This is a genomic window from Streptomyces typhae, from assembly GCF_009755605.1.
In the GTDB taxonomy this organism is placed as follows: domain Bacteria; phylum Actinomycetota; class Actinomycetes; order Streptomycetales; family Streptomycetaceae; genus Streptomyces; species Streptomyces typhae.
Genome location: NZ_WPNZ01000043.1, coordinates 1 through 20,982, shown reverse-complemented (window position 1 = coordinate 20,982; position 20,982 = coordinate 1). Strand labels below are relative to the sequence as shown.

Genomic DNA, 20,982 nt, shown 5'->3' with positions numbered 1-20,982 from the left:
TCATGCCCGCCTCGTGCGTCACGCCCGCTTCGTGAACTTCGCCCGTGCCCGCAGGTATCCGAACAGGGCGAGGCCTACGCACCAGGCGGCCGCCTGGATCGCCGGGCTCGCCGACGGGTCGCCCGCCAGGAGCCCGCGCAGGGTCTCGGTGATCGGGGAGAACGGCTGGTACTCCGCGAACTGACGCGCCCCGGCACCCATGTTGCCGGTCTCGACGAACGCGTTGCTCAGGAAGGGGAGCATCATCAGCGGGACGACGGCGAAGCCCGCGTTCTCCGGTGTCCTCGCGCCGAGCCCGAGCGCGACGGTCAGCCATCCGACGGCGAACAGCGCGAGCAGGACCGTCCCGAGCACGCCGAGCCACTGCAACGGGCTCGCGTCGGGCCTGAAACCCATCGCCAGGGCGATGAGGACGATGAAGACGATCGACGCCAGGCTGCGCAGCATGCTCGCGACCACATGCGCGACGAGCACCGCGCTGGGGGAGACGTCCATGACGCGGAACCGGTTGATGATGCCGGTCGCCATGTCGGACTGCACGGCGATCGCGGTGGCGCTCACCCCGTAGCCGATCGTCATCATGATCACGCCCGGTGTCGCGTAGTCGATGTAGTCGACGCCGCCGACGTCGAAGGAGCCCCCGAAGACGTGCACGAACATCAGCATCATGACGATCGGGAAGAGGACGGCGTTGAAGAGCGCCGTGGGATTGCGCAGGGTGTGCCGGAAGTTGCGCTGCAACATGGTCGAGAAGTCGGCCAGCGAGGCCGTCATGGCGCTCATCACGCAGTCACCGCCGTGTTCGTGTCGTCCGAGTCGTGGGGGCCGGCCTGGTCGTTCGCGTCGACCACGTCGACCGTGTCGTTCGCATCGGTCGTGTCGCTCGCCTTGCCGGTGAGCGCGAGGAAGACGTCGTCGAGGTCGGGTGTGTGCAGGGACATCTCCTCGACCTCGACCGCGTGCTCGTCGAGCCGGGCGAGCAGCGCACGGTACGTCCGCATGCCGCCGTCGCCGGGCACATGCAGGCTCAGGGCCTCGTCGTCCCTGGTGGCGCCGGGCAGGACCGCCGCTCCGGCGTCCAGTTCCCGCTGGTCACGGAAGCGCAGCCGGATGTGGCTGCCGGGGACCCGGCGCTTGAGCTCGGCGGGGGTGCCCTCGGCGACGATCCGGCCGTGGTCGAGGACGGCGACGCGGTCGGCGAGCTTGTCGGCCTCCTCCAGGTACTGCGTGGTGAGGAAGATGGTCACGCCGTCGGCGACCAGTTCCCGGACGATGGCCCACAGGGTGAGGCGGCTGCGCGGGTCCAGGCCCGTGGTGGGCTCGTCGAGGAAGATGATCTGCGGTTTGCTGACCAGCGTCATGGCGAGGTCGAGCCTGCGGCGCATGCCGCCGGAGTAGGTCGCCGCAGGCTTCCCCGCGGCGTCGGCGATGTCGAACCGGTCGAGCAGCCGCCGCGTCACCTGCCGGCCCTCCTCTTTCGGCAGCCGCAGCAGCCTCGCCGTCATCAGGAGGTTCTCCGCACCCGTGAGGAGGCCGTCCACCGCGGCGAACTGTCCGGTGACGCCGATCGCCCTGCGCACCGCCCTGGTCTCGGTCGCCACGTCGTGCCCGGCGACCACGGCCCGGCCCGCGTCGGGCGTGAGCAGCGTGGTCAGCACGTTCACCGTGGTGGTCTTCCCGGCGCCGTTGGGCCCGAGCAGGGAGAAGATCGTGCCCGCCCGTACGTCCAGGTCGATCCCGTCGAGAACGGTCGTGTCCTTGTAGGCCTTGCGCAGCCCGCTGGCTGCGATCGCTGTACCAAACATGACAGCCATGCTCGGGGCCCGTCTTGACACCGGGCGGTCCCCGACCTGACACGACCCCTGACACGGCCTGACACGGCCCTGACACGGCTGGCTGAGCCTCCGTCAGGTGACTTACCGGGTGCCGACGGCCATGGGCGGGGCGATCGCGGGCACCACACCCGTCGACCAGCGCCGTCCCGGACTTCCGCCCGGACCGGGCGCTGTGGACGCGGCGGACGCCGTATGCCTGACCGACCCGGGCGGGTCGACGCTGCCGGCCGTCGGCCACCGCGAGGGCGGCGTCCGGTTCCGGGACGCCGCCGAGTGCGAGCCGCTCGGGCAGGACGCCGAGAAGAACCCTCAGCCGGGACGAGAAGAACCCTCAGCCGAGACGAGAAGAACCCTCAAGGGTAGGTGACCCGGAAGGCACTGACCCACGGGCCGATGCTGCCGTAGCCGGTGCGGTCGATGGTGATCGCACCTCCGGAGCAGTTGTCGTGGTCCCACAGTTCCACTCTGGCGCTGCTTTCTGTGCGGGCGGATGCGACGCGGTCGTTCCAGGTGTGGCCGACGGGTGTGCATTCTCCCGTGTTGCCGTACAGCCACGCGTTCCCGCCGGTGAAGCCGGTTGACATGTAGGCGTGCCAGAGCGCGGCCCGCGCGCCGGGGGGTCTGGCTGACGAGTTGGAGGATGTGGGTTCGATGGGCTGGGCGGATGCCGGGAGCGCGATGATGAGGGTGCCTGCCAGGGGTGCAGCCGCGGCGAGGAGTCTGCGTAAGACGGGCAAGGTGTCTCCTTCAGTCGGTCATGTCGTGTCCGGACGAATGAGGCTCTGAACATGAGGCTCTGAAAAGGGCCGAAGCGCGAGCCGAGACGTCAAGTGGCGTGCTGCGCGCACGGAGAGGGCGAGGCCGAGGGCCCATGGCGGCGCCGGTCTCCGCTCGTTCGGCCCGACATCGGGTGAGGCGGCTGTGCCTGTTGCTGCCGGTGGCCGCAACCAGGTGTGCGGGCCGTCGCCGACTGTTCGAAAGTACTCGAAACTTCAAGCACTGTCACGGGGTGGGACGTCGGCGGAGCGCGTCGTGTGGGGTGGGACGTCGGCGGAGCGCGTCGTGGGGATGAACTGCGCGCTGTGCTGCTCCAGGCCGCTGAGGATGAGGGCGAGGCCCGCCTCGAATGCCGTCTCGTGATCCAGTACGGGGACGTCGTCCGGCAGGTCCTCGCCGTCCGGCGCATCCGTGTCCGCCTGTTCCTCCAGGACGCAGCCGACCGTGTAGCGGCCGGCGGCCAGCATCGCCATCTGCGCCTCCCGCTCGGGTACGCCGGAGGTGACCAGGAAGGCCATCTTGCGGCGGATCCGGTCGAGGTCGCCGGTGGGAGTGCTGCCGGCGTGCAGCCGGGCGCCGTCACGGCGCATCAGGAGCGTGCGGCGGAAGCTGCGGGAGTTCTCCAGGAACCACGCGCGCCAGTCGTCCTCGGGGGACGGCAGCGGCGCGTCGGCGTGCGGGGCCATGGCCGCCTCCGCCATGGCTGCGAGGAGGTCCTTCTTGGTCCGGAAGTGGTAGTAGAGCGACGGCTGTTCGACGCCGAGCCGCTTGGCCAGCCGCCTGGTGCTGACCGTTTCCAGGCCGACGTCGTCCAGCAGATCCAGCGCCTCTGTGACGACGGTCTCACGGTTCATCTTGGTCACGTTGACATTCTATCGCTGATAGAAGACTGTGGAAGAAGAATCAATCACCGATAGATTTTGGGGTGGTCGAACGTGACGACCGAGATCGCGAAGCGGCCGCTGCGGATCCTCGTCGCCGGCGGCGGCGTCGCCGGGCAGGCGCTGGCCTTCTGGCTCACCCGCGGCGGTCACCAGGTGACGGTCGTCGAGCGCTTCCCGGCGCTGCGCGCCTCGGGCGCACAGGTCGACCTGCGAGGACAGGGCATCGAGGCAGTCGCGCGCATGGGCCTGCTGGAGACCGTGCGCGGCCGACTGGTGGACGAGGCGGGCGTCGCCTTCGTCGACTCCCGCGGCAGGCCGAAGGCGACGATCATGGCGAACACCTCCGGCAAGGGGCGTCAGACCCTGACCTCCGAGTACGAGATCATGCGCGGTGACCTCGTCGGCATCCTGCACGAGGCGGCCAGGAACGACACCGAGCACGTCTTCGGCAAGAGCGTCGACGGCTTCGACCAGGACACGCGCCGGGTCACCGCGCACTTCTCGGACGGGACCTCCGGCGAGTACGACCTGCTGATCGGCGCCGACGGGCAGGGCTCACGCATCCGGCGGGCGCTGCTGCCGGAGGGCGTCGACCCGTACTGGCGCGTGGGCATCCACATGGCCTACTGGTTCGTGCCGCGCACTGCCTCCGACACCGACATCCGCGACACCTGCATGGTCCCGGGCGGACGGCAGATCATGCGGCGCAGCCACAACGCGACCGAGACCCAGGTGTACTTCGTGCTGCGCGAGGAGTCGGCGGAAGCGTCCGCGGTCCACCGCGCCCCCGTCGAGCAGCAGCAGAAGTTCTGGGCCGAGCGGTTCCGGGACGCCGGATGGCAGACCGACCGGTTCATCGAGGGCATGAAGGACAGCCCGTTCTTCTATTCCCAGGAGGTCGCCCAGGTGCGCATCGACAACTGGGCCGAGGGCCGGGTGGTCCTGGCCGGGGACGCCGCGCACTGCGCATCCCGCTACAGCGGCATGGGGGTCTCCGGCGGACTGGTCGGCGCCCATGTCCTGGCCGGGGAGATCAACCGGCACGCGAACGACCGGCCGACCGGGCTGCCGGCCGCGCTGGCGAACTACGACCGCGTCCTGCGGCCCTTCGTCGACGAGATCCAGGGCAAGGTCGATCCCCGCATCCTGCGCGTGGGTATGCCCATGACCAAGCACGCCATCAGCGCCTTCCAGAACGCCACCGCGCTGGCCTGCTTCTTCCGCATCCCCGACCTCGTCGCCCGGTTCTCGAAGAAGGACCGCGGCGGCCACTGGCAGCTGCCGTCCTACGCCGACGCTCACGCCGCCTGAGCCGCACCCGTGCCGCCCTCGGAGTGCGGGTCCACGAGGGGACGCGGACCGGCCGGCGGGCGGGAGCGGCCAGGTGTCCCGACCCCTTGGGCGACGGTTCCTCGCCGCGCCCGTACCGCAGGTGCAGTACGGGCGGGTGTCCGCAGATGCGGGACGACGTCGCGGCCGATGTTGCCAACGATGGGGACGAAGCCGCGGACCGTCCGCGCCCTGCGGGCGCATGGCACGGCTGCGGCACCATCCCCCTCCTCTTCGACTGGAGTGCCTTGTCATGGCTTCCTTGCTCTATCGGCTCGGCCGGTTGTCCTTCCGGCGGCGCCGCTGGGTCGCTCTCCTGTGGGTGGCGATCCTGGCGGCGTGTTCCTTCGCCGCTCTCAGTGCCCCGGCCGCGGAAGAGGACGGGTTCTCCATGCCGGGCACCGAGTCGCAGAAGGCGTTCGACCTGCTCGACGAGCGCTTCCCCGGTGACAACGCGGAGGGCGCGGACGCACGCGTCGTCTTCGCCGCGCCTGACGGGCAGAAGGTGACCGCCCGCGAGAACCGGGCGGCTGTCGAGAAGGTCGTGGACACCATCGGGCGCGGCTCCCAGGTGAAGGACACATCGAGTCCCTTCGCGCCGGAATCCGTCAGCAAGGACGCCACCACCGCGTTCGCGACCGTCACGTACACCGTCTCCAGCGACGACCTGAGCGAGGCCACGTCCGCCGCGCTCATGGACGCCGTCGAAGACGGCCGCGCGGCGGGGCTGACCGTGGAGGTCGGAGGCTCGGCCGTCGACGGCGGCCCCGAACTCGGCGGCGTCACCGAACTGATCGGCATCGCTGTCGCCGCGCTCGTGCTGTTCATCACCTTCCGCGCGACGGTCGCCGCCGGACTTCCTCTGGTCACCGCCCTCATCGGTCTGGGCGCCGGAGTCTGCGCCATCGTCGCCGCGGGCATGTCCACCACGACGATCACTCTGGCCCTGATGCTGGGTCTGGCCGTGGGCATCGACTACGCCCTGTTCATCGTCTCCCGCTACCGCGCCGAACGGACCGCGGGGCACGGGCCGCAGGAGGCCGCCGGCCGGGCGGTGGGCACCGCCGGATCCGCGGTCGTCTTCGCCGGCGCCACCGTCGTCATCGCCCTGGCCGGGCTGTCCGTGGCGGGCGTGCCGATGCTGACCGACATGGGGCTGGCCGCCGCCGGAACCGTCGTCATCGCCGTGCTCGTCGCTCTGACGCTGCTGCCCGCCCTGCTCGGCTTCTTCCCCCAGGCCGTCCTGGCGCGCGCCCAGCGCCGCGGCGCCACCACCACCGTACGCGCGAAGGAGCCCGCGGGCAGCCGGTGGGCCCGTTCCGTCATCCGCCGGCCTGTGGCGACGCTGCTGCTCGGCGTGGCGGGTCTCGGCGTCGTCGCCCTCCCGGCACTGGATCTCCAACTCGGCCTGCCCGGTGACGAGGCACAGCCCACTTCGACCACTCAGCGCCGTGCCTACGACGCACTCGCCGACGGCTTCGGCCCCGGCTACAACGGGCCCCTGACCATCGTCGTCGACGCCAAGGGCGCCGACGACGCGAAGGCCGTCGCCGCTCAGGCCCGCACGGCCCTGACTGCCACCGACGGCGTCGTGGACGTCTCACCGGCCACCTTCAACAAGGCCGGCGACACCGCGATCATCGCCGCGGTGCCCAGCACCGGCCCGAGCGCCGGGGCGACCGAGGACCTCGTCCACACGATCCGCTCCGAGGCCGCGGACCTGAAGACGGCCTCCGGCGCCTCCATGCTGGTGACCGGTCGGACCGCGATGAACATCGACGTCTCGAACAAGGTCACCGCCGCCCTCGTCCCCTACCTCGCGGTCGTGGTGGGACTCGCCGTCCTGCTTCTGACGATCGTCTTCCGTTCGATCCTCGTCCCGCTCAAGGCGGCCCTCGGCTTCCTGCTCTCGGTCGCCGCGGCCTTCGGTGTGATCGTCGCGGTCTTCCAGTGGGGCTGGCTCGCCGACCTGCTCGGCGTCGCCCAGACCGGACCTGTGATGAGCATGATGCCGATCTTCCTGATCGGTGTGGTCTTCGGCCTGGCCATGGACTACGAGGTCTTCCTCGTGACCCGCATCCGCGAAGCCCACGTCCACGGCGAAGCGCCCGCACGGGCCGTCGTCACCGGCTTCAGGCACAGCGCCCGCGTCGTCGTGGCCGCCGCCGTCATCATGATCGCCGTATTCGCCGGATTCATCGGCATGGCCGACTCGATGATCAAGATGCTCGGTCTGGGGCTGGCCGCCGCCGTCCTCTTCGACGCGTTCGTCGTTCGCATGACCATCGTCCCGGCCGCTCTCGCCCTCCTGGGGCAGGCGGCGTGGCGGCTGCCCGAGTGGCTGGACCGGCTGCTGCCCGACTTGGACATCGAAGGCGAAAGACTCGCTCGCACCCTCGCGGCCGAGCCCTCCGCCCCGGCGGCGCCTCCGGCACGTGACGAATCGGTGCACGCCTGACCCACCGCCGCCCCGGAGCGCCCGCCAACCCGCGGGCCCTCCGCCGTGCCCGCCAACCCGCGGGCCCCGCCGCCGCCCCGGAGCGCCCCTCCAACCCGCGGGCCTCCGGGGCGCCCTGGCACGCGCATGGCTCCGCCCGCCCGATTCGTCCACTACCGACAAGTACTGACAGCTGCTGAGAACTGACGACAACCGACGACAGCTGCCGAGCACACCGGTGAAGGAGGACGCGTGATCGTCGACATCCGGCCGTGGGCCCGCCGCCACCCCAGAGCTTTCGACGCCGCGACGGCGGGCGCCCTGTGCGCCCTCGCGGTGCTCTCCACCACCATGGCGCAGCCGCCCCACATCGTCCGCCGGCCGCCGCCGGCCGCCGTCGGCGTCGCCGTCCTGGCCTGCGCGGCGCTGCTGCTGCGCCGCAGCCGCCCGCGCCTGACCGTGATCATCACGACCGCGTGCACCGCCGTCCTCGGCGCCATGGGCCCCTCCTCGGGGTACGAGTTCGGCTCCAACCTCACCGGTCCCGTCATGGCGGCGCTCGCGTCACTGGCCTGGCGAACCGACAGCCGCACCGCCGCCCGCTACACCGCGACCGCCGCCCTGGCCCTGCTCGCCGCCTCCGCCCTGTGGCCGCCGGGCGGCTCGCAGCTGCGGCCCGACCAGGTGGGACTGGCCGCCGCCACCCTCGTCGCCCCGGCCGTGGCCGACTCCCTGCGCAGCCGCCGCGACTACGTCACCGCGGTGGAAGCACGCGCGGAGATGGCCGAACACACCCGCGAGGAAGAGGCCCGCCGGCGCGTCGGCGCCGAACGACTGCGCATCGCCCGGGAATTGCACGACGTCGTGGCCCACCACATCACGCTCGCCCACGCCCAGGCCGCCACCGCCGACTACCTGCTGGCCGGCCGGCCCGACAAGGCGCAGCAGGTCATGCACAACCTCACCACCACGCTCGACGCGGCCCTGGGTGAACTGAGAGCGACCGTGGGCCTGCTGCGTGAACGCGACGAGCCCCACGGCCCCTCGACCGAGCCCGCCCCCGGCTTGACTCGACTGCCGCACCTGATCGCCTCGTTCGACCAGGTCGGCCTCGCCGTCACCCTCACCCGGGACGGCGCCGCGCGACCGCTGTCACCCGGCGTCGACCTCACCGCCTACCGCATCACGCAAGAAGCACTCACCAACGTCTCCAAACACGCACTGACCACCACGGCCACCGTCCACCTCCACTACACCGACAGCCTGCTGACCCTGACGGTCACCGACGACGGCCCGCCCGCACGGATCCGCGACGCCACCGGATACGGCCTCATCGGCATGCGCGAGCGGGCCCACGCCGTCGGCGGACACCTGCGCGCCCACCCCCGCGACCCCACCGGGTTCGAGGTGACGGCCGAACTTCCCACCCTCGCGTACTCGCCGCCCGGCCGCCCACGACAAGGACACCCCGTGACCGTCCGCGTGCTCCTCGCCGACGACCAGGCACTCCTCACCGCAACGTTCCAGGTCCTCATCGACGCCACCGACGACCTCGAAGTCGTCGCCACGGCAGCCGACGGCGACCAGGCCGTACGACTGGCCCGCTCCACCGCACCGGACGTCGTGGTCATGGACATCCGCATGCCGCATCAGGACGGCCTGTCCGCCGCCGCGCAGCTCACCGCCGATCCCCAGCTCCACGGCACCCGCGTCCTCATCCTGACCACCTTCGAGTCCGACGACTACATCACCCGGGCCCTGCGCGCGGGCGTCAGCGGCTTCCTCGGCAAGGGCGTCCGACCCGCCGAGTTCCTCGCCGCCATCCGCACCGTCGCGGCCGGCGACATGGTGCTCTCCCCGCCGGCCACGCACGCCGTGGTCACCCGCTACCTCGCCGCCTCCGGCCCCGACCGCCCCCACGCCACTCCACGCGAGATGGACAACCTCACCCCCCGCGAGCAGGAAGTCCTGCTCTGCGCGGCAGAAGGGCTCACCAACGACGAGATCGCCGAGCGTCTGTACGTCAGCCCGATGACCGTCCGCACCTTCGTCCAGCGCATCATGCACAAGCTCGGTGCCCACCACCGGGCCCAGCTCGTAGCCCTCGCCTACCGCACGGGCTTCGCCCGCGTACCGCAGCCGCCCCCCGCACGTCCCCGCGACGGGTCCGCGTACACCTGATCATGGGCCGTGACGACCGGCGTCGCGTCCGCCGGTACGATGCACGCGCCCGGCCCGCTGCGGGAACCTGGGGTGGTTTGGTGGAGACTCCCACCCCCGTCGGTGAGATTTTGTGAGATGTGCGAGCGTGAACGGGTGAGCGAGACGACGACTGTAACCCTGCAATACCGCTTTGACGGGCCAGAGGACGCACCGGTCCTGGTCCTGGGCCCCTCCCTCGGTACCACATGGCACAAGTGGGCTAATCCGTCTTATGGGGTCCAGGGGGTCCAGGTCAGGGGCGTACGTGCAGGTCAGGACCTTGTGGTCCAGTGGTGTCGACGTGGTTGGTGATTTTTTCGTGACTCGTGTGACTCGCAGAAGCCCCCGCCGGATCGGGTCCGGCGGGGGCTTCTTTCTGCAGTGGGTCACGCTGGCGCGGGATGTGTGCCACAGGTTCCACCGTACTCGGGCTGGCCGCTGTCGAGGACGCGGAGCAAGGATGCGGTGACGACGCGTGTGCTGCGGCCGATGCGCAGTACACGGCAAGGGAACTCGCCGCGGCGAACGAGGTCGTAACCCTTGGCCCGGGAGAACCCGAAAGCCCGGGAAGCGTCCTCGACGCTGCCGGTTCCGCCCCAGGTGGCGCGGATCTGTGCGGCGCTGTGCGGGGCGTCCGTATCCGATATCACGTCGTTCTGGCTGTGCATGTGTGACTCTTCGGTTCCTTTCGAGACGGCTTCGGTCGCGGAAATATCCCCGAACTCTGGGACGTTGCCCTCTGGCAACGTAATCGCGGAGGGGGAGTGGTCGGTCTGAAGCTGTTCAACACGGCGGGTGGAGTGAGTGAGGTTGTGCCGCGTCTGGCTGAGGTCGAGGCGGATGTGCAGGAGCTCGTCGAGGCGCACATGGAGACGATGCTGGGCGTCAGGTTCCTGGCGAGCGAGTTCGTCATCGACTGCGTCGATGGCGGGCGGATCGACTCGCTGGGGCTCGACGAGAACGGGGCACCCGTGATCGTCGAGTACAAGCGCGGCACCGACGCCGGGGTGATCAACCAGGGCCTCTACTACATGGCTTGGCTGACGAACCATAAGGACGCCTTCCGGAACCTAGTCCGCGACCGGCTCGGGGTCACGGTCGCGTCCCAGATCCTGTGGAGCGCGCCCAGACTGATCTGCGTGGCCGGCGACTTCACCCGCTACGACGCGCACGCCGTACGCGAGCACCGGCGCTCGATCGACTTGGTCCGCTACCGGTACTTCGGCAGCGACCACTTCGGCCTGGAGACCGTGGCCTCGGTTACGGGGCGCTCGGTCGAGGCCAAGCGGGTACGCCGCCGCGCGACGGGGGCGCCGCCGGTTGGACAGCATGGCGGTGCGATGGCCGGGCTCGCCCAGGCGGTCGACGAGGTCCTGGTCGGACTCGGCGACGGCGTCACCCGGGTACAGCGCAAGCAGTACCGCGCCTACCGACGGCTGCGGAATTTCGCCAGCGTCTGCCCGCCGCAGCAGACCAAGCTCCTCGTCTACCTCAAGACAGACCCGAAGGAGGTCGACCTCGTCCCCGGCTTCACCCGGGACGTGACGGGGCTCGGCCACCACGGCACGGGTGACCTGGAGCTGCAGTTGCGTACGGAGCGGGACCTGGAGCGTGCCCAGGACCTGTTCCGTCTCAGCTACACGGCGGCATAGAGATCTCTCACTGGAGAGCGCTGGCCGAGTGTGGAGTTGTGGGCTGTCGTCGTGGCGCTGCCTTTCGACGTGACGGGCGGGAATGGCGGTGGACCACTAATGGTCCGGACGATCCCCGGTTTCGCTAACCGGGGATCGTCTGCTATGTATCGCCCAGCGCCTCGTGAGATCTGGGGAGTCTGCTCGGATTTGCCTACCAGGACGCACTGCACCTCGCCACCATCCTCATCTGGATCCGACGCTGACCGGCGATGAGCCAAGCCACCGATCTCGGCCAGCCAGCCGACAGCGCCCACCACATCGCTTGCTATCTCGACAACAGAACGCCCATCGGTCGGCACCCTCACTGTGCCCGCAGGCGCCTGCTCGTCCAGGATCCGCGCCTTGTGCGCGCTGTTCTTCAGCTCGTGCTCCAGCTCCGAGCCGAGTTCCCTGCCTGTCAGCCACTCATGGGCGGTGGCATCGGATGCGGTGAGCAATACCCTCACGATCCTGACATCTGTGCCCATGGCGCGTTGGAACATGCCCTCGCTGTCAGCGAGCACGCTCACAGTGTTCGTGTAAAGCAGGCGGCGGTAACCCAGCTCAGCGTAATTCGACCAGAGTGCCGTGAGATTGCGCTCGGCGATCTTCTTACGACTGGGGGTCCCCCTCCGGAGCAGGATGAGCCTGTCCCATAAAGTCGCCTTCGACGACGCAGTGCGGGATCGCTGCTGCGCGCAGGCGCGCCGAGACCTCCCATCCCACGGTCGTCTGCCGCCGCCAGCGCGCCCTCCAATGAGTAACACCTCTGTTTGATCCTTGAAGGCACCCTGCCAGCAAGTAGCTGATTCCTGCGAACAAGTTGTCTGCAGAACAGAGAGGCAGGCCCTAGTCGGGGTAGTTGTCTGTTGCGGGGGCGGAGGGGGACCACGTTGTCCCCGGGCTTGCAGTCTCCGCCTCGCCCGAGGGCCATGGCGACGAGGACCAGTGTGATGATGCCGCCGATTCTGCTGCTCTTACTGTCCCTAACAAAAGCTGCTGATCGTGAGACTGTCGGTCGTTCTGTCCGTAGGTCTGGGTATGGGAATCCGTCAGTCGCGGCCGTGGATCGTGTCGGATGAATTGTGTTCGCTGATCGAGCCGTTGCTGCCGAAGCCGGGTCCGAAGCTGGTGGAGGGCAGACCGCGGGTGCCGGACCGGCAGGCGTTGTGCGGGATCCTCTTCGTCCTGCACACCGGCATCCAGTGGGAGTACCTGCCCCAGGAGCTGGGCTTCGGCTCGGGCATGACGTGCTGGCGGCGTCTGGCCGCCTGGAACGAGGCCGGCGTGTGGGACCAGCTGCATGTGCTGCTGCTGGAGAAGCTGCGGGCGAGAACCAGCTGGACTGGGAGCGGGCGGTGATCGACTCCTCGCACGTGCGGGCTGCCCGCCGGGGCCCAAAAGCGGGCCCAGCCCGGTTGACCGCGCCCGGCCAGGCAGCAAGCACCACCTCATCGTCGACGGCCAGGGCATCCCGCTCGCGGTGTCGCTGGCCGGCGGCAACCGCAACGACGTCACCCAGTTGCTGCCCCTGATCGACAAGATCCCGCCCGTTGCGGGCCGGGTCGGCAGGCCGCGCCGACGCCCGGAGGCGCTGCTGGCCGACCGCGGCTACGACCACGACATCTACCGCCGGCTGCTCTGGCAGCGCGGCATCCGGCCCGTGATCGCAAGACGGGGCGAGCCCCACGGCACCGGCCTCGGTACCTTCCGCTACGTCGTCCAACGCACCATCGCCTGGCTCCACGGCTTCCGTCGCCTGCGCATCCGATGGGAACGACGCGACGACATCCACGAAGCATTCCTCAGACTCGCCGTCTGCCTGATCACCCACCGCCACGTCCAACGGCTCTGTTAGGGGTTGTAAGTGTGCTGCGTCGCCCGGTTGCTTGTTCGGGTACCGAATGCGGCGCGGCTGCGGCGCTGCGGACGTGTTGCTGAGGGTGCTGAGCAGCGTGCTCGGCTGATCCCGGGCACGCCCACCACGATGGGTGGTGGCGATCGAAGCGGTGCTCAGTCCTGCCTGGCGGTCCTCTGCCGCTGGAGTCGCTCGCGCATCGTGATCGCAAGGTCTCGCCTCCCGGCTGCCTGCTCGCGCATCACCGCGGACCTGACCACCGCCTGCCGGGCCATGTCCCTTATCAGCAGGGCACGCCCGGTCATCCACACAGATTCCACGGCTGCTACCGGGCCGTGTGTATGCATCATCGACTCCCGCGGGGGCTGGGCGAGGAGCACCCGTCCATACGATGCTGCCCCTCTCGACGGGTATGCGCCAGGCCCTTCGAGCATCCCAGCGTGATGCCGGGCGCGGGGTGAGGCGGAGCCCCGGCTGTCGTCCTGGCTTCGCTGCACGGATAGTTCCCCGTCTCACCTGCAGGATCGGCACTTCGCTCAGAGTGCTGCACGTTCGATCCCAGGAACGGATAGTCGTGAAATGCAAATGAAGGGGGGCGAAGCTGTCGGGTGCCGGATACCACTCGCGGATTTACCTTCCACCTCTTACTCGACGGTGGTGCGAAGTGGCCGGTCCGTGGCCGAGTTGGTGCGTTATGCGAGGCGATGGGGGCCGGCCGCGGCGTAGACCACCCCATCACGCTGAGGCTCGTCGGATCTGATTTCCTGTCCGCTCGCCGGCAGCACATCCCCGTGCCCCCGACATCCAGACCCGGCAGGGAGGCAGCAGTGGAAGAGGTCCAGGAGCGCGAGGGCACCACCTGGCTACCGGAGGAAAGCGACAGCCGGAAGCTGGTACGCGCCTCCCGTGAGGAACTGCAGTACAGCGCGCAGTTGATCAGGCAGAGCCGCAAGCGCATCGCCGCCAGTCTCCTGCGCATCCACGAATCCCGCTTGCGGCTAAGGCGCCCCTGGCCCCTCGGCCCGCCCGACCACACCACTACCGGGCAGAACCCGGACGGCGCGTGACGGACAAGCCTCTACGGCAGGCGCGACCAGACCGGCCGGTACCGGCCTGCAGTCCTCTCGCAGGCGGAAGGTGGCCTCACTGGTGACGCCTCCCAGCCACGACCAGCCCCGCAAGAGCACGCAACTCCACCCGGCCTGCGCTGACATCTGCTGCATCACGTCCCGGCCCTCCTAACCAGCTGCCTTGCAAGCAGCAACCACGCCCGAGTGCGCTCAACGATCCAGCGGCGGGACCAGGGTCAGCATCCTGGCCGCCCCCTCATGACCCGCAGCCTTTGCCCAAGGCCCCCCTCGTCTCGGCGCAGCAGCGCCCCGCGCTGTCGAACCTCTGCTCGCGGCCTGGGCGCTCGAAGATCGGTGTGCAGGGCAAGAGGCTCGTCATGCCGACGGCTGCTGCGTCAGGGGGCTGGCTGTGCACGGTCGTTGACCGTTTCGCGGCTAGGGAGCGATCATTCCGTGCGACCGCCACCGCTCGCGCGTGGCTGTCGCCTGTTCCCGCATACGAGCAGCCTCCAGTCCCATCGCTGTCGCGCGGTCCCAGATGCGGGCTGCCTCCTCCCGCGCCGCCCGGCATCTGGCCACCGCCTCCTCGGCTTCGATCCGCGCCTCCAACGCCCGTCCCCACAGCGAGAGGAACTCGACGGGCTCCACCGCAGAGCGCTGGTGCATCAGCCACCGCCGCAGGAACTGAATCCGGACTACCAGTGCATACGAGACTGCTCCACTTCCGCAGACGCCCGCTAGCCCTCAAGCGCGGCGACTCTCACAGGCCCTCACAAACGTGACACGGGCCCTGCCCTGCCAAGCAAGTTCACACCGTAGGGATGCAGTTGCGTGTGCCGGGGTGGTCCGGCAGGAGTTCTCCGCTGCGGTAGTCACCTCTCGCCGCTGGAGGCGCCTGTCATCCCGCTCCCGCGCACCGCGCTCTTCCTGATCACACCGTGTCGAGTCGGACGTGGTGCGGCCGCCAGGGGAGGAATGGTCGTGAAGAACAGGGGCGTGGTGGGTGTCGTCAGCGGCGGCGCAGGGTCTGGCTGGGGGGTTCGCCGTAGGTGGTGCGGTAGTCGGCGGCGAAGCGGCCCGGGTGGGCGAAGCCCCATCGGTAGGCGATGGCCGTGACGGTCTGAGTGGTGGGGTCGGCCAGGAGCAGTTCGCGGCGGGTGAGGGCGAGGCGGACCCGGCGCAGGTACTGCAGCGGGGTCAGATTCAGGTGGCGGCGGAAGGCGAGCTGAACCGCGCGGGTGGTGACGCAGGCGGCCGCGGCGATGTCGGCGACACCGATGTCGGTTGCGGCGTTCTCGTCGATGAAATCGATCGCGCGGCGCAGCGTTCCCGGGTGGGCGTCGCGGCTGTCATGGAGCGCGTGGTCGGCCAGCACGTTGTTGGGGAAGACCGTCAGAGCGGTGGCGGCCAGGAGCCGGGCGGTATGGCCGGTGATCAGCGGGCTGGTGGCGGCCCGGACGTTGGTCAAGAGGTCGCGGGTGTAGTCGGCGGTGTGTTTCCACTGCTCGGCGGAGGCCGGAGAGGCCGGGCGCAGGGAGGTGAACCGCAGGGGCGGGCAGGGGCGGCCGGGCGGTGCCGCGACGGCCTTGAGCGCGGTATGGGGCACGGTGATGATCCCGGCCCTGAACTGCAGGCACCGGACCTTGTAGTCGCCGTCGGGGTAGCTGCCGAGGAACGCGTCTCCGGTGGTGTAGCGCTCGGTGTTCTTGCCCAGTTCCGCGTGGGTGCCGCCGGTGATCAGTGTGGTGATCGACAGGTCGCTGGTACCGGTCAGGTGCAGGGTCACGTCCGGCGGCATGGTGAAGTCGACGTAGCTCAGCCCGCCTGCGCTGACCTGAGAGATCGACACCGGCGAGGCCAGGGTCGCGCTCTTGGCCCGTGGCGGCCGGCCGGCTCTGTACATCCGGGCGATGAAGTCCTGCGCCTCGTCCGGATCGGTCGTGGCGAACTCAAAGCGTTCCGGCGGGAGACCGTCGGCTGGAGCGTCGGACATCAGCGCCCCTCCTTACAGCAACACCTCTTCCACGACAGCCTACTCCCCGCTCCCGCTTGCAGGTGTCGTACCGGTGCGAAGTATGCAACATCCCTTGTAAGTGGCCAAAGTTACGGTCCGTCGCGGTCTCTCGCCAACCTCGGATACGCGGACGGAAACAGGGGACTTCGTGCCGTACGCAGCATCCGGGGCCGGTGACATGTGGTCGCGCTGGCCGGGCCGTGGATGGGGGCCGTTCGGCCAGTGGACCGGTCACAGCGCGGCAGTGCAGCCTGAGCAGGGGGGCGTCGCTGTGCCCGGGCCCGGGGCACCCGGATGTGAGGAGGTCACCGTGAGGTGGACACCCCTGGACATCGCTGCTCAACGCGAGGGCTTTCGCGAACAGCGCGACTATGCCCGCCGGCTGCGTCTGCAGGCTCAGCAGATGCGTGCCGATGCCCAGCGGATGAGGACGGACGCTCGGCGGATGCGCGCGCTGAGCGAGGCGAAGACCGGCCTGCCGCACTCCTTTCCCGGAAGGGGGGCGGCTGCCGCATCCGGGGAACAAGTGCGCCGCGCGGTCCAGCGCGGGCCGAACGGCCTGGCGTGACGTCCGAGCACGCCCTCGCGCCTGAGCGGGGTGGGAACGATCCCTGTACACCCTGCGGCAAGGACTCCAGCTGCCTTCTCGCGGCCGCGTGCCGCTCCTGCGGCACGCGGCGGTGCTGTTACCGTTGTGCGGTCGCCAGCCAGCGGCCAACGCAGCCGGCGGTTCTTCGGGCGCGGAGAAGGACAGGGCTGACTGGATCGTCAGAAGCGGGAGCATAGGCGGGCCGGGGGTTCCGACCTGAAGGGCTCGTGCCGGGAACTGGCGGGGGAGCTGGCGGTAGGCCGGGGCGGACGGTGGCTGGGACAGGATGCTCAGGCGCGTACGGACCTCTTCGCTTGTTGATCAGCCGCGTCAGCCGTGTACTCGAGCAGAGTCGCGCACTCATCGCCGTCAGCCGTGCGCAGATCAGCGCAAGTCGCCGTCGGCTGAACCGGGAACCATCGGCCGCAACGTTGAACGCCAGTCCAGTGACCGCTCGGCCGCTGGACCGACGCTGCACCCCGGATCCCCACCGTAAGCGGTGGCTGTGTCGCCCCCGGGGGCGTGTGCGGGTACTGAGTGCGGCGCGGCTGCGGGCGTTGGGGCTATTGGCGCGGCCGGGCCGGACTCGGTGCACGGTGGCCGCCGGTGGTTGCTACCGTGCGCGTTCGACTTCGACCGGCGTGTTCGGGCACTCGCCCAGGATGTGGGTGAGTGCGGCTGCTTCGGCCGGGTCGACGGACAGTTGCCAGCGGGTTTTGACGGTGATCCAGGTGGTGGCGTACTGGCAGCGGTAGCCGGCGGCGGGCGGCATCGACTGGGCGGGGTCCTTGTCCGCCTTGCTCCGGTTGCTGGTGGCGGTGACGGCGATGAGGGCGCGGGGGTCGTCGAGGTCGTTGGCGTACGCCTCGCGTTCCTTCGCGGTCCAGGTGCTGGCGCCGGAGTCCCAGCTTTCGGCGAGGGGCACGTAGCGGGGGAGGGCGCCGGCTTCGCGGCGGCGCCGGATCGTGGAGTGGCTGACGCTGCAGGCGGTGGCGGCCTCGCTGGGTCAGCAGGGGACGGCTGGTGTTCATCCCCTCAAGTCTCCCCGCCTGCTGCTGTCGGTAGACCGACCCGGCTCGCCGCATGTCCCTCAGCGAGTCCTGTCGACTGCCCAGCGGGGCCGCCGGTCAAGATCGGTTGGTGTTCTGGGGTGGTGGGCTTGTGCCGCTCAGTGCGTCGGCCGCCTGACGGGCCTGGTGGGCGAGACGGCTGTGGACGGCGGCCTGCTCGTCACGGTGCTGGTCTTCATAGGCGCGGGCGAGGGCTTCCTCGGTCCCGGCCAGCGCTCCTGCCGCCGCGGCCGCTCGTCCTCTGAGCTGAGCGGCTCGGCACTGCAGGACCTCGACCGGCTCCCGGGCGGGCCCGCTTCGCCGCGGGGCCAACGGACTGATCTCCTGGTCGGCGTCATCCTGTGCGGACTGGTCGGCTGCGTTCGGTGGCTGCGGCGTGGCTTTCCGATAGCCCGGGCCGTCGGCTGGGTCCGGCAGCGACTGGTGGTCACCGACGATCTGTTCGCGAGGGCGTGCAGAGGGGTACGGGTCCGTATCTGCCGCGGCGTGGCCGCGGGCGTCCAGGCGCTCCTCCCGGGCGGCGAGCTGTTCCTGCCACACCTCCATGCCTGCCTGGGGCCCGGCGGCGGCTTCGCACCCTCCGGCCGTCCGCTCGCGCTCTCTGGCCAGCCAGTGCCGCTTGCGGCCGCGCCCGCCCTTGGGACGCGCCGCGGCGCCGTCTGTCGCGGGTCGACGGTTGCGAGGATCGGTGCTCATCTTGTTGATATGCCCGCTCCCATCGGTATCGAAAGGGCTTCTCGGCCGACGGTCAGGGCCATGACGGGAGGGGCAGCCCTCGACGTCCTTCGTCGCGCGCTGTGGGCGGGCCTGTGAACGCCTGGGTGGGGGTGCTGGAGGCCCGGTGGGCGGCGACGCTGGATACCGCACGCGAGCTTGCCCGGCTCGGTCTGGGGGAGGACCAGGCAGGTGAGGGGGACAGCCGGTGCTGGCCCTGATGCCGCTGCACCCGGCTGGCCGTTACCCGGATCCCGCGCTGTCCGTGGTCACCGGCGGGAGGAGCCGCTTCGGACGGGTGGGTGCTGTGTGCGGAGGACGGCGGGAGCCCCTGGGAGGCGGGACGTGGTGACCGCTGGCCGGGGGCTCCTGCCGGATCACCCCGGCAACACTGAACTGCGTGTTCACTGTGGCAGCCGCGGTCGAGGTGCGGGTGCGGACACGCCGCCGGGTTGGTCAGTCCGTACGGGAGTGGCGTCTGATCGTGGCGCCCAGGTGGTTCTGGATGCGGGCGGACAGTGGCCGACCGAGGGCGGCGCCGGCGATGAGGGCGGCGAGGAGGCGGAGTTTGATGTTCAGGTGCTGGGAGGTCTCGCGCAGGATGTCGAAGCCAGCCGGGGGCGGGGTGCGGTGCCTGGCGGGCAGGACGCCCAGGGCCTGGTCGACGGCGGCGTGGGAGTCCACGGCTTGGGGCAGCTGTGCGTCTTTCCCGCTGCAGCCGATGGACGTCTACATCGGCTGTCTGACCGGAGCGCTTTTCCTGCTCGCGCGGTAACGACATCACAGGTCCTGCAGAGGCCAGAGCAGAGGGACGTTGCGTCCCTTCACCTCTGCCCTCGCCTGGCACGCCCAGGCGCCGAAACCGTCCCGGTCTCACCTGCGAGCCGGGCGCGGTGGACTGGTTACCCCTCCCGGCGTGCTCGCGTGCTGGTGCCGCCCGGGTGTTCTGTCTGGGTGTCCTGTTCCGGTAGGCAGCCCCGGAGAGGGCAGGCCGGTTCGGTGTTGGGCTCCTCGCTGCTTGGGGCGGCGGGGAGCCCCCGGGGGCTGTGGTCCCAACCGGCTCCGGTCCCGTCATCATGCCCGGCCGCGCTCCGTAATGCGGGCGAATCGGCGAACACGCCTCCTTCACAGGTGTGGCTGATGTGGCGGGAACGGTCCAGGTCTGGAGCGTGAAGTGCGAACAGGATGTGCCCGGCGTTAGCGTGGCCCTACAGGGTGAGGATCTCGGATGCCCTCGAAAGAAGCCGGAGTGCCTCACGTGCAGACATCGCCGCAGACCTGTCCCGACCAGTCTTCGCCGGCGGTGCAGGCGGCGATCGTGCGTCTGCGGGCGGAGGCGGAGCACCTGAGGCGGGCGGCGGCCTCGCATGCGGTGGTCGACCAGGCGATCGGCGTGCTGATCGCCGCGGGGCGGCTCACGCCCGAGCAGGGGTGGCAGGTGCTGAGAGGAGTGTCGCAGCACCGGAACGTCAAGCTGCGCCGGGTCGCGGAGCTGGTCGTCGGGTGGGGGAGCGGGGGACAGTTGCCGCCGGACATCACCACGTGGATCAGGGTGGGCATCCAGCGGGCGGCTGTCACCGGTGACGGCCCCCCAGGCACGTAGAGTCCGCCGGTCATATGCAGGACCGGCCCTGTCGGCAACATGCTGCGGTGTGGGGCATGATGCCGGGTAGGGGGTGGATGACGGAGCCTTTTTCCGGAGGGTGGGTTGGATGTCCGGGTTTCGGAGCCGGTGTGCTCAGGTAAGCGCGGAGCCGGATCCTGGCGCCGTGACCTCCGCTGCTGGGCTGCGGGGGGAGGCTGCCTGTCTGGAGGAGCAGGCCGCACGCTTGAATCGGGCGATGAGGGACAACGCGGTCCTGGACCAGGCAGTGGGGGTACTGGTGGTGGCCGGGTGGTTCACGCCGCAGCAAGGCCGGGACGTGCTGGAGGAAGTGGCCGGACGCACAGGGATCGAGGTGCGCGCGCTCGCGGTCTTGGTCGTGGACTGGGGTCGCACCGGCGAGATCTCCGCCCGCCTGCGGGATGAGCTGCGGGCGAGCATGAAGCAGCACACCGCCCCCGCTGCTGCGGCTTCATAGCACAGCGGGGGCGGAGCCGGTCGTCAGGGGTGGTGGGAGGGCGGCTGGCCGGTGTTGCCGGGCGGGCCGGTGGGCTGGGGGCGAGTGGGCAGCAGCTGCTGGCTGGTGTAGATGTGCCGGCGGCTGGTTTTCAGGCGGCGGTGGCTCTGTCTGATGCGTTCCTGGCTGCGTTCGACTGCCCGGCGTGCGGCGCGCACGAGTTGCTGTCCGTCGCTGCCTTCGGGCTGGCGTGTGTCGTTTTCGGGTTCTTGTGTTTTGGGCGTCACTGGGTTCCACCGCTCGGGCTCGTGGACAAAGGGGGAGGGGTGCCGGTGTACCGGCGGGGCGGGGGTTCTTGCCGCCTCCCGCGACGGCGAGAACGCCCCGCCCGGGGTGCTGCACGGGCAGGGGTCAGCTTTCCTGGAGGTGCAGCGTGGTGAGTCTGTCTGCGCCGCGGCCGGCTAACCGCG

At 70.0% G+C, this 20,982-nt stretch carries 19 protein-coding genes and 2 pseudogenes; 10 read left to right on the top strand and 11 right to left on the bottom strand.

Translation table 11 applies throughout. The features are described from left to right. Positions 1–18 precede the first annotated feature (18 nt). Both GPA10_RS41080 and GPA10_RS41075 read right to left on the bottom strand, forming a co-directional pair. On the bottom strand, positions 19–783 hold the full coding sequence (locus GPA10_RS41080) for an ABC transporter permease (RefSeq protein WP_157169864.1): 765 nt from the start codon (positions 781–783) through the stop codon (positions 19–21). Next, positions 783–1,805 carry an ATP-binding cassette domain-containing protein gene (locus GPA10_RS41075; protein WP_157169863.1) on the bottom strand — a complete coding sequence of 341 codons (1,023 nt, stop codon included), beginning with the start codon at positions 1,803–1,805 and terminating at the stop codon, positions 783–785. Before GPA10_RS41075 ends, GPA10_RS41080 begins: the two co-directional genes overlap by 1 nt. 106 nt (positions 1,806–1,911) lie before the next feature. Between GPA10_RS41075 and GPA10_RS41070 the strand changes: the two genes are divergently transcribed. Next, on the top strand, positions 1,912–2,202 hold the full coding sequence (locus GPA10_RS41070) for a hypothetical protein (RefSeq protein ID WP_157169862.1): 291 nt from the start codon (positions 1,912–1,914) through the stop codon (positions 2,200–2,202). On the opposite strand, the gene GPA10_RS41065 is transcribed toward GPA10_RS41070, so the two are convergent. Further along, positions 2,189–2,572 carry a peptidase inhibitor family I36 protein gene (locus tag GPA10_RS41065; protein WP_157169861.1) on the bottom strand — a complete coding sequence of 128 codons (384 nt, stop codon included), beginning with the start codon at positions 2,570–2,572 and terminating at the stop codon, positions 2,189–2,191. The two genes, GPA10_RS41070 and GPA10_RS41065, sit on opposite strands and share 14 nt — an antisense overlap. A 255-nt stretch (positions 2,573–2,827) precedes the next feature. Continuing rightward, entirely contained in the window at positions 2,828–3,466 is a 639-nt protein-coding gene (locus GPA10_RS41060; RefSeq protein WP_157169868.1) for a TetR/AcrR family transcriptional regulator C-terminal domain-containing protein, read from the bottom strand. An 81-nt stretch (positions 3,467–3,547) separates the two neighbouring features. On the opposite strand from GPA10_RS41060, the gene GPA10_RS41055 reads away from it, so the two are divergent. The 3 genes from GPA10_RS41055 to GPA10_RS43250 all read left to right on the top strand — a co-directional run bounded on the left by GPA10_RS41055 (position 3,548) and on the right by GPA10_RS43250 (position 9,443). Next, positions 3,548–4,807: an FAD-dependent monooxygenase gene (locus GPA10_RS41055; RefSeq protein WP_343041897.1), complete on the top strand. Its 1,260-nt coding sequence runs from the start codon at positions 3,548–3,550 to the stop codon at positions 4,805–4,807. 271 nt (positions 4,808–5,078) lie between these two features. Continuing rightward, the gene (locus GPA10_RS41050) at positions 5,079–7,283 is read left to right on the top strand and encodes an MMPL family transporter (protein ID WP_157169860.1); all 2,205 of its coding nucleotides are present in this window, start codon (positions 5,079–5,081) and stop codon (positions 7,281–7,283) included. 231 nt (positions 7,284–7,514) lie between these two features. Further along, positions 7,515–9,443 carry a response regulator gene (locus GPA10_RS43250; RefSeq protein ID WP_343041896.1) on the top strand — a complete coding sequence of 643 codons (1,929 nt, stop codon included), beginning with the start codon at positions 7,515–7,517 and terminating at the stop codon, positions 9,441–9,443. Positions 9,444–9,850: 407 nt separating this feature from the next. Here GPA10_RS43250 and GPA10_RS43240 read toward each other — a convergent pair whose 3' ends face one another. Next, on the bottom strand, positions 9,851–10,330 hold the full coding sequence (locus GPA10_RS43240) for a helix-turn-helix transcriptional regulator (protein WP_246260666.1): 480 nt from the start codon (positions 10,328–10,330) through the stop codon (positions 9,851–9,853). Here GPA10_RS43240 and GPA10_RS41030 point away from each other — a divergent pair. After that, positions 10,229–11,116: a DUF5655 domain-containing protein gene (locus GPA10_RS41030; protein WP_343041895.1), complete on the top strand. Its 888-nt coding sequence runs from the start codon at positions 10,229–10,231 to the stop codon at positions 11,114–11,116. The two genes, GPA10_RS43240 and GPA10_RS41030, sit on opposite strands and share 102 nt — an antisense overlap. A gap of 275 nt (positions 11,117–11,391) precedes the next feature. Here GPA10_RS41030 and GPA10_RS41025 read toward each other — a convergent pair. Then, a pseudogene (locus tag GPA10_RS41025) lies at positions 11,392–11,904 on the bottom strand (hypothetical protein); the annotation flags it as partial. A gap of 274 nt (positions 11,905–12,178) precedes the next feature. On the opposite strand from GPA10_RS41025, the pseudogene GPA10_RS41020 reads away from it, so the two are divergent. Both GPA10_RS41020 and GPA10_RS41015 read left to right on the top strand, forming a co-directional pair. After that, positions 12,179–12,995: pseudogene (locus tag GPA10_RS41020) on the top strand (IS5 family transposase). An 827-nt stretch (positions 12,996–13,822) separates the two neighbouring features. Beyond that, complete coding sequence (locus GPA10_RS41015; RefSeq protein WP_157169858.1) at positions 13,823–14,062, top strand: hypothetical protein; 240 nt, start codon at positions 13,823–13,825, stop codon at positions 14,060–14,062. Between the two features lie 438 nt (positions 14,063–14,500). Here the strand turns inward: GPA10_RS41015 and GPA10_RS41010 are convergent, their stop codons facing one another. Together GPA10_RS41010 and GPA10_RS41005 are read right to left on the bottom strand one after the other, a co-directional pair. Continuing rightward, positions 14,501–14,731: a hypothetical protein gene (locus GPA10_RS41010; RefSeq protein ID WP_157169857.1), complete on the bottom strand. Its 231-nt coding sequence runs from the start codon at positions 14,729–14,731 to the stop codon at positions 14,501–14,503. 343 nt (positions 14,732–15,074) lie between these two features. Continuing rightward, positions 15,075–16,058, bottom strand: a complete 984-nt coding sequence (locus GPA10_RS41005; RefSeq protein WP_157169856.1) for an AraC family transcriptional regulator — start codon at positions 16,056–16,058, stop codon at positions 15,075–15,077. Positions 16,059–16,389: 331 nt separating this feature from the next. On the opposite strand from GPA10_RS41005, the gene GPA10_RS41000 reads away from it, so the two are divergent. Beyond that, entirely contained in the window at positions 16,390–16,647 is a 258-nt protein-coding gene (locus GPA10_RS41000) for a hypothetical protein (protein ID WP_157169855.1), read from the top strand. A 634-nt stretch (positions 16,648–17,281) separates the two neighbouring features. Here the strand turns inward: GPA10_RS41000 and GPA10_RS40995 are convergent. The 3 genes from GPA10_RS40995 to GPA10_RS40985 form a co-directional block, all read right to left on the bottom strand. Continuing rightward, the gene (locus tag GPA10_RS40995) at positions 17,282–17,593 is read right to left on the bottom strand and encodes an HNH endonuclease family protein (RefSeq protein WP_343041894.1); all 312 of its coding nucleotides are present in this window, start codon (positions 17,591–17,593) and stop codon (positions 17,282–17,284) included. A 202-nt stretch (positions 17,594–17,795) separates the two neighbouring features. Continuing rightward, complete coding sequence (locus GPA10_RS40990) at positions 17,796–18,434, bottom strand: hypothetical protein (RefSeq protein ID WP_157169854.1); 639 nt, start codon at positions 18,432–18,434, stop codon at positions 17,796–17,798. Positions 18,435–18,908: 474 nt separating this feature from the next. Then, the gene (locus tag GPA10_RS40985; RefSeq protein WP_281364898.1) at positions 18,909–19,148 is read right to left on the bottom strand and encodes an ANTAR domain-containing protein; all 240 of its coding nucleotides are present in this window, start codon (positions 19,146–19,148) and stop codon (positions 18,909–18,911) included. A 562-nt stretch (positions 19,149–19,710) separates the two neighbouring features. On the opposite strand from GPA10_RS40985, the gene GPA10_RS40980 reads away from it, so the two are divergent. Beyond that, positions 19,711–20,055 (top strand): ANTAR domain-containing protein, encoded by a 345-nt coding sequence (locus GPA10_RS40980; protein ID WP_343041893.1) that lies wholly within the window; start codon positions 19,711–19,713, stop codon positions 20,053–20,055. Positions 20,056–20,164: 109 nt separating this feature from the next. Then, positions 20,165–20,533, top strand: coding sequence for an ANTAR domain-containing protein (locus GPA10_RS40975; RefSeq protein ID WP_281364897.1), 369 nt, complete (start codon positions 20,165–20,167; stop codon positions 20,531–20,533). Positions 20,534–20,982 lie beyond the last annotated feature (449 nt).

Bases quoted from the DNA above. Each gene is read 5' to 3' on its own strand.
- GPA10_RS41060 (WP_157169868.1), bottom strand. From the start codon at position 3,466: ATGAACCGTGAGACCGTCGTCACAGAGGCGCTGGATCTGCTGGACGAC.
- GPA10_RS41075 (WP_157169863.1), bottom strand. From the start codon at position 1,805: ATGTTTGGTACAGCGATCGCAGCCAGCGGGCTGCGCAAGGCCTACAAG.
- GPA10_RS41005 (WP_157169856.1), bottom strand. From the start codon at position 16,058: ATGTCCGACGCTCCAGCCGACGGTCTCCCGCCGGAACGCTTTGAGTTC.
- GPA10_RS40990 (WP_157169854.1), bottom strand. From the start codon at position 18,434: ATGAGCACCGATCCTCGCAACCGTCGACCCGCGACAGACGGCGCCGCG.
- GPA10_RS41010 (WP_157169857.1), bottom strand. From the start codon at position 14,731: ATGCACCAGCGCTCTGCGGTGGAGCCCGTCGAGTTCCTCTCGCTGTGG.
- GPA10_RS41080 (WP_157169864.1), bottom strand. From the start codon at position 783: ATGAGCGCCATGACGGCCTCGCTGGCCGACTTCTCGACCATGTTGCAG.
- GPA10_RS41050 (WP_157169860.1), top strand. From the start codon at position 5,079: ATGGCTTCCTTGCTCTATCGGCTCGGCCGGTTGTCCTTCCGGCGGCGC.
- GPA10_RS40975 (WP_281364897.1), top strand. From the start codon at position 20,165: ATGTCCGGGTTTCGGAGCCGGTGTGCTCAGGTAAGCGCGGAGCCGGAT.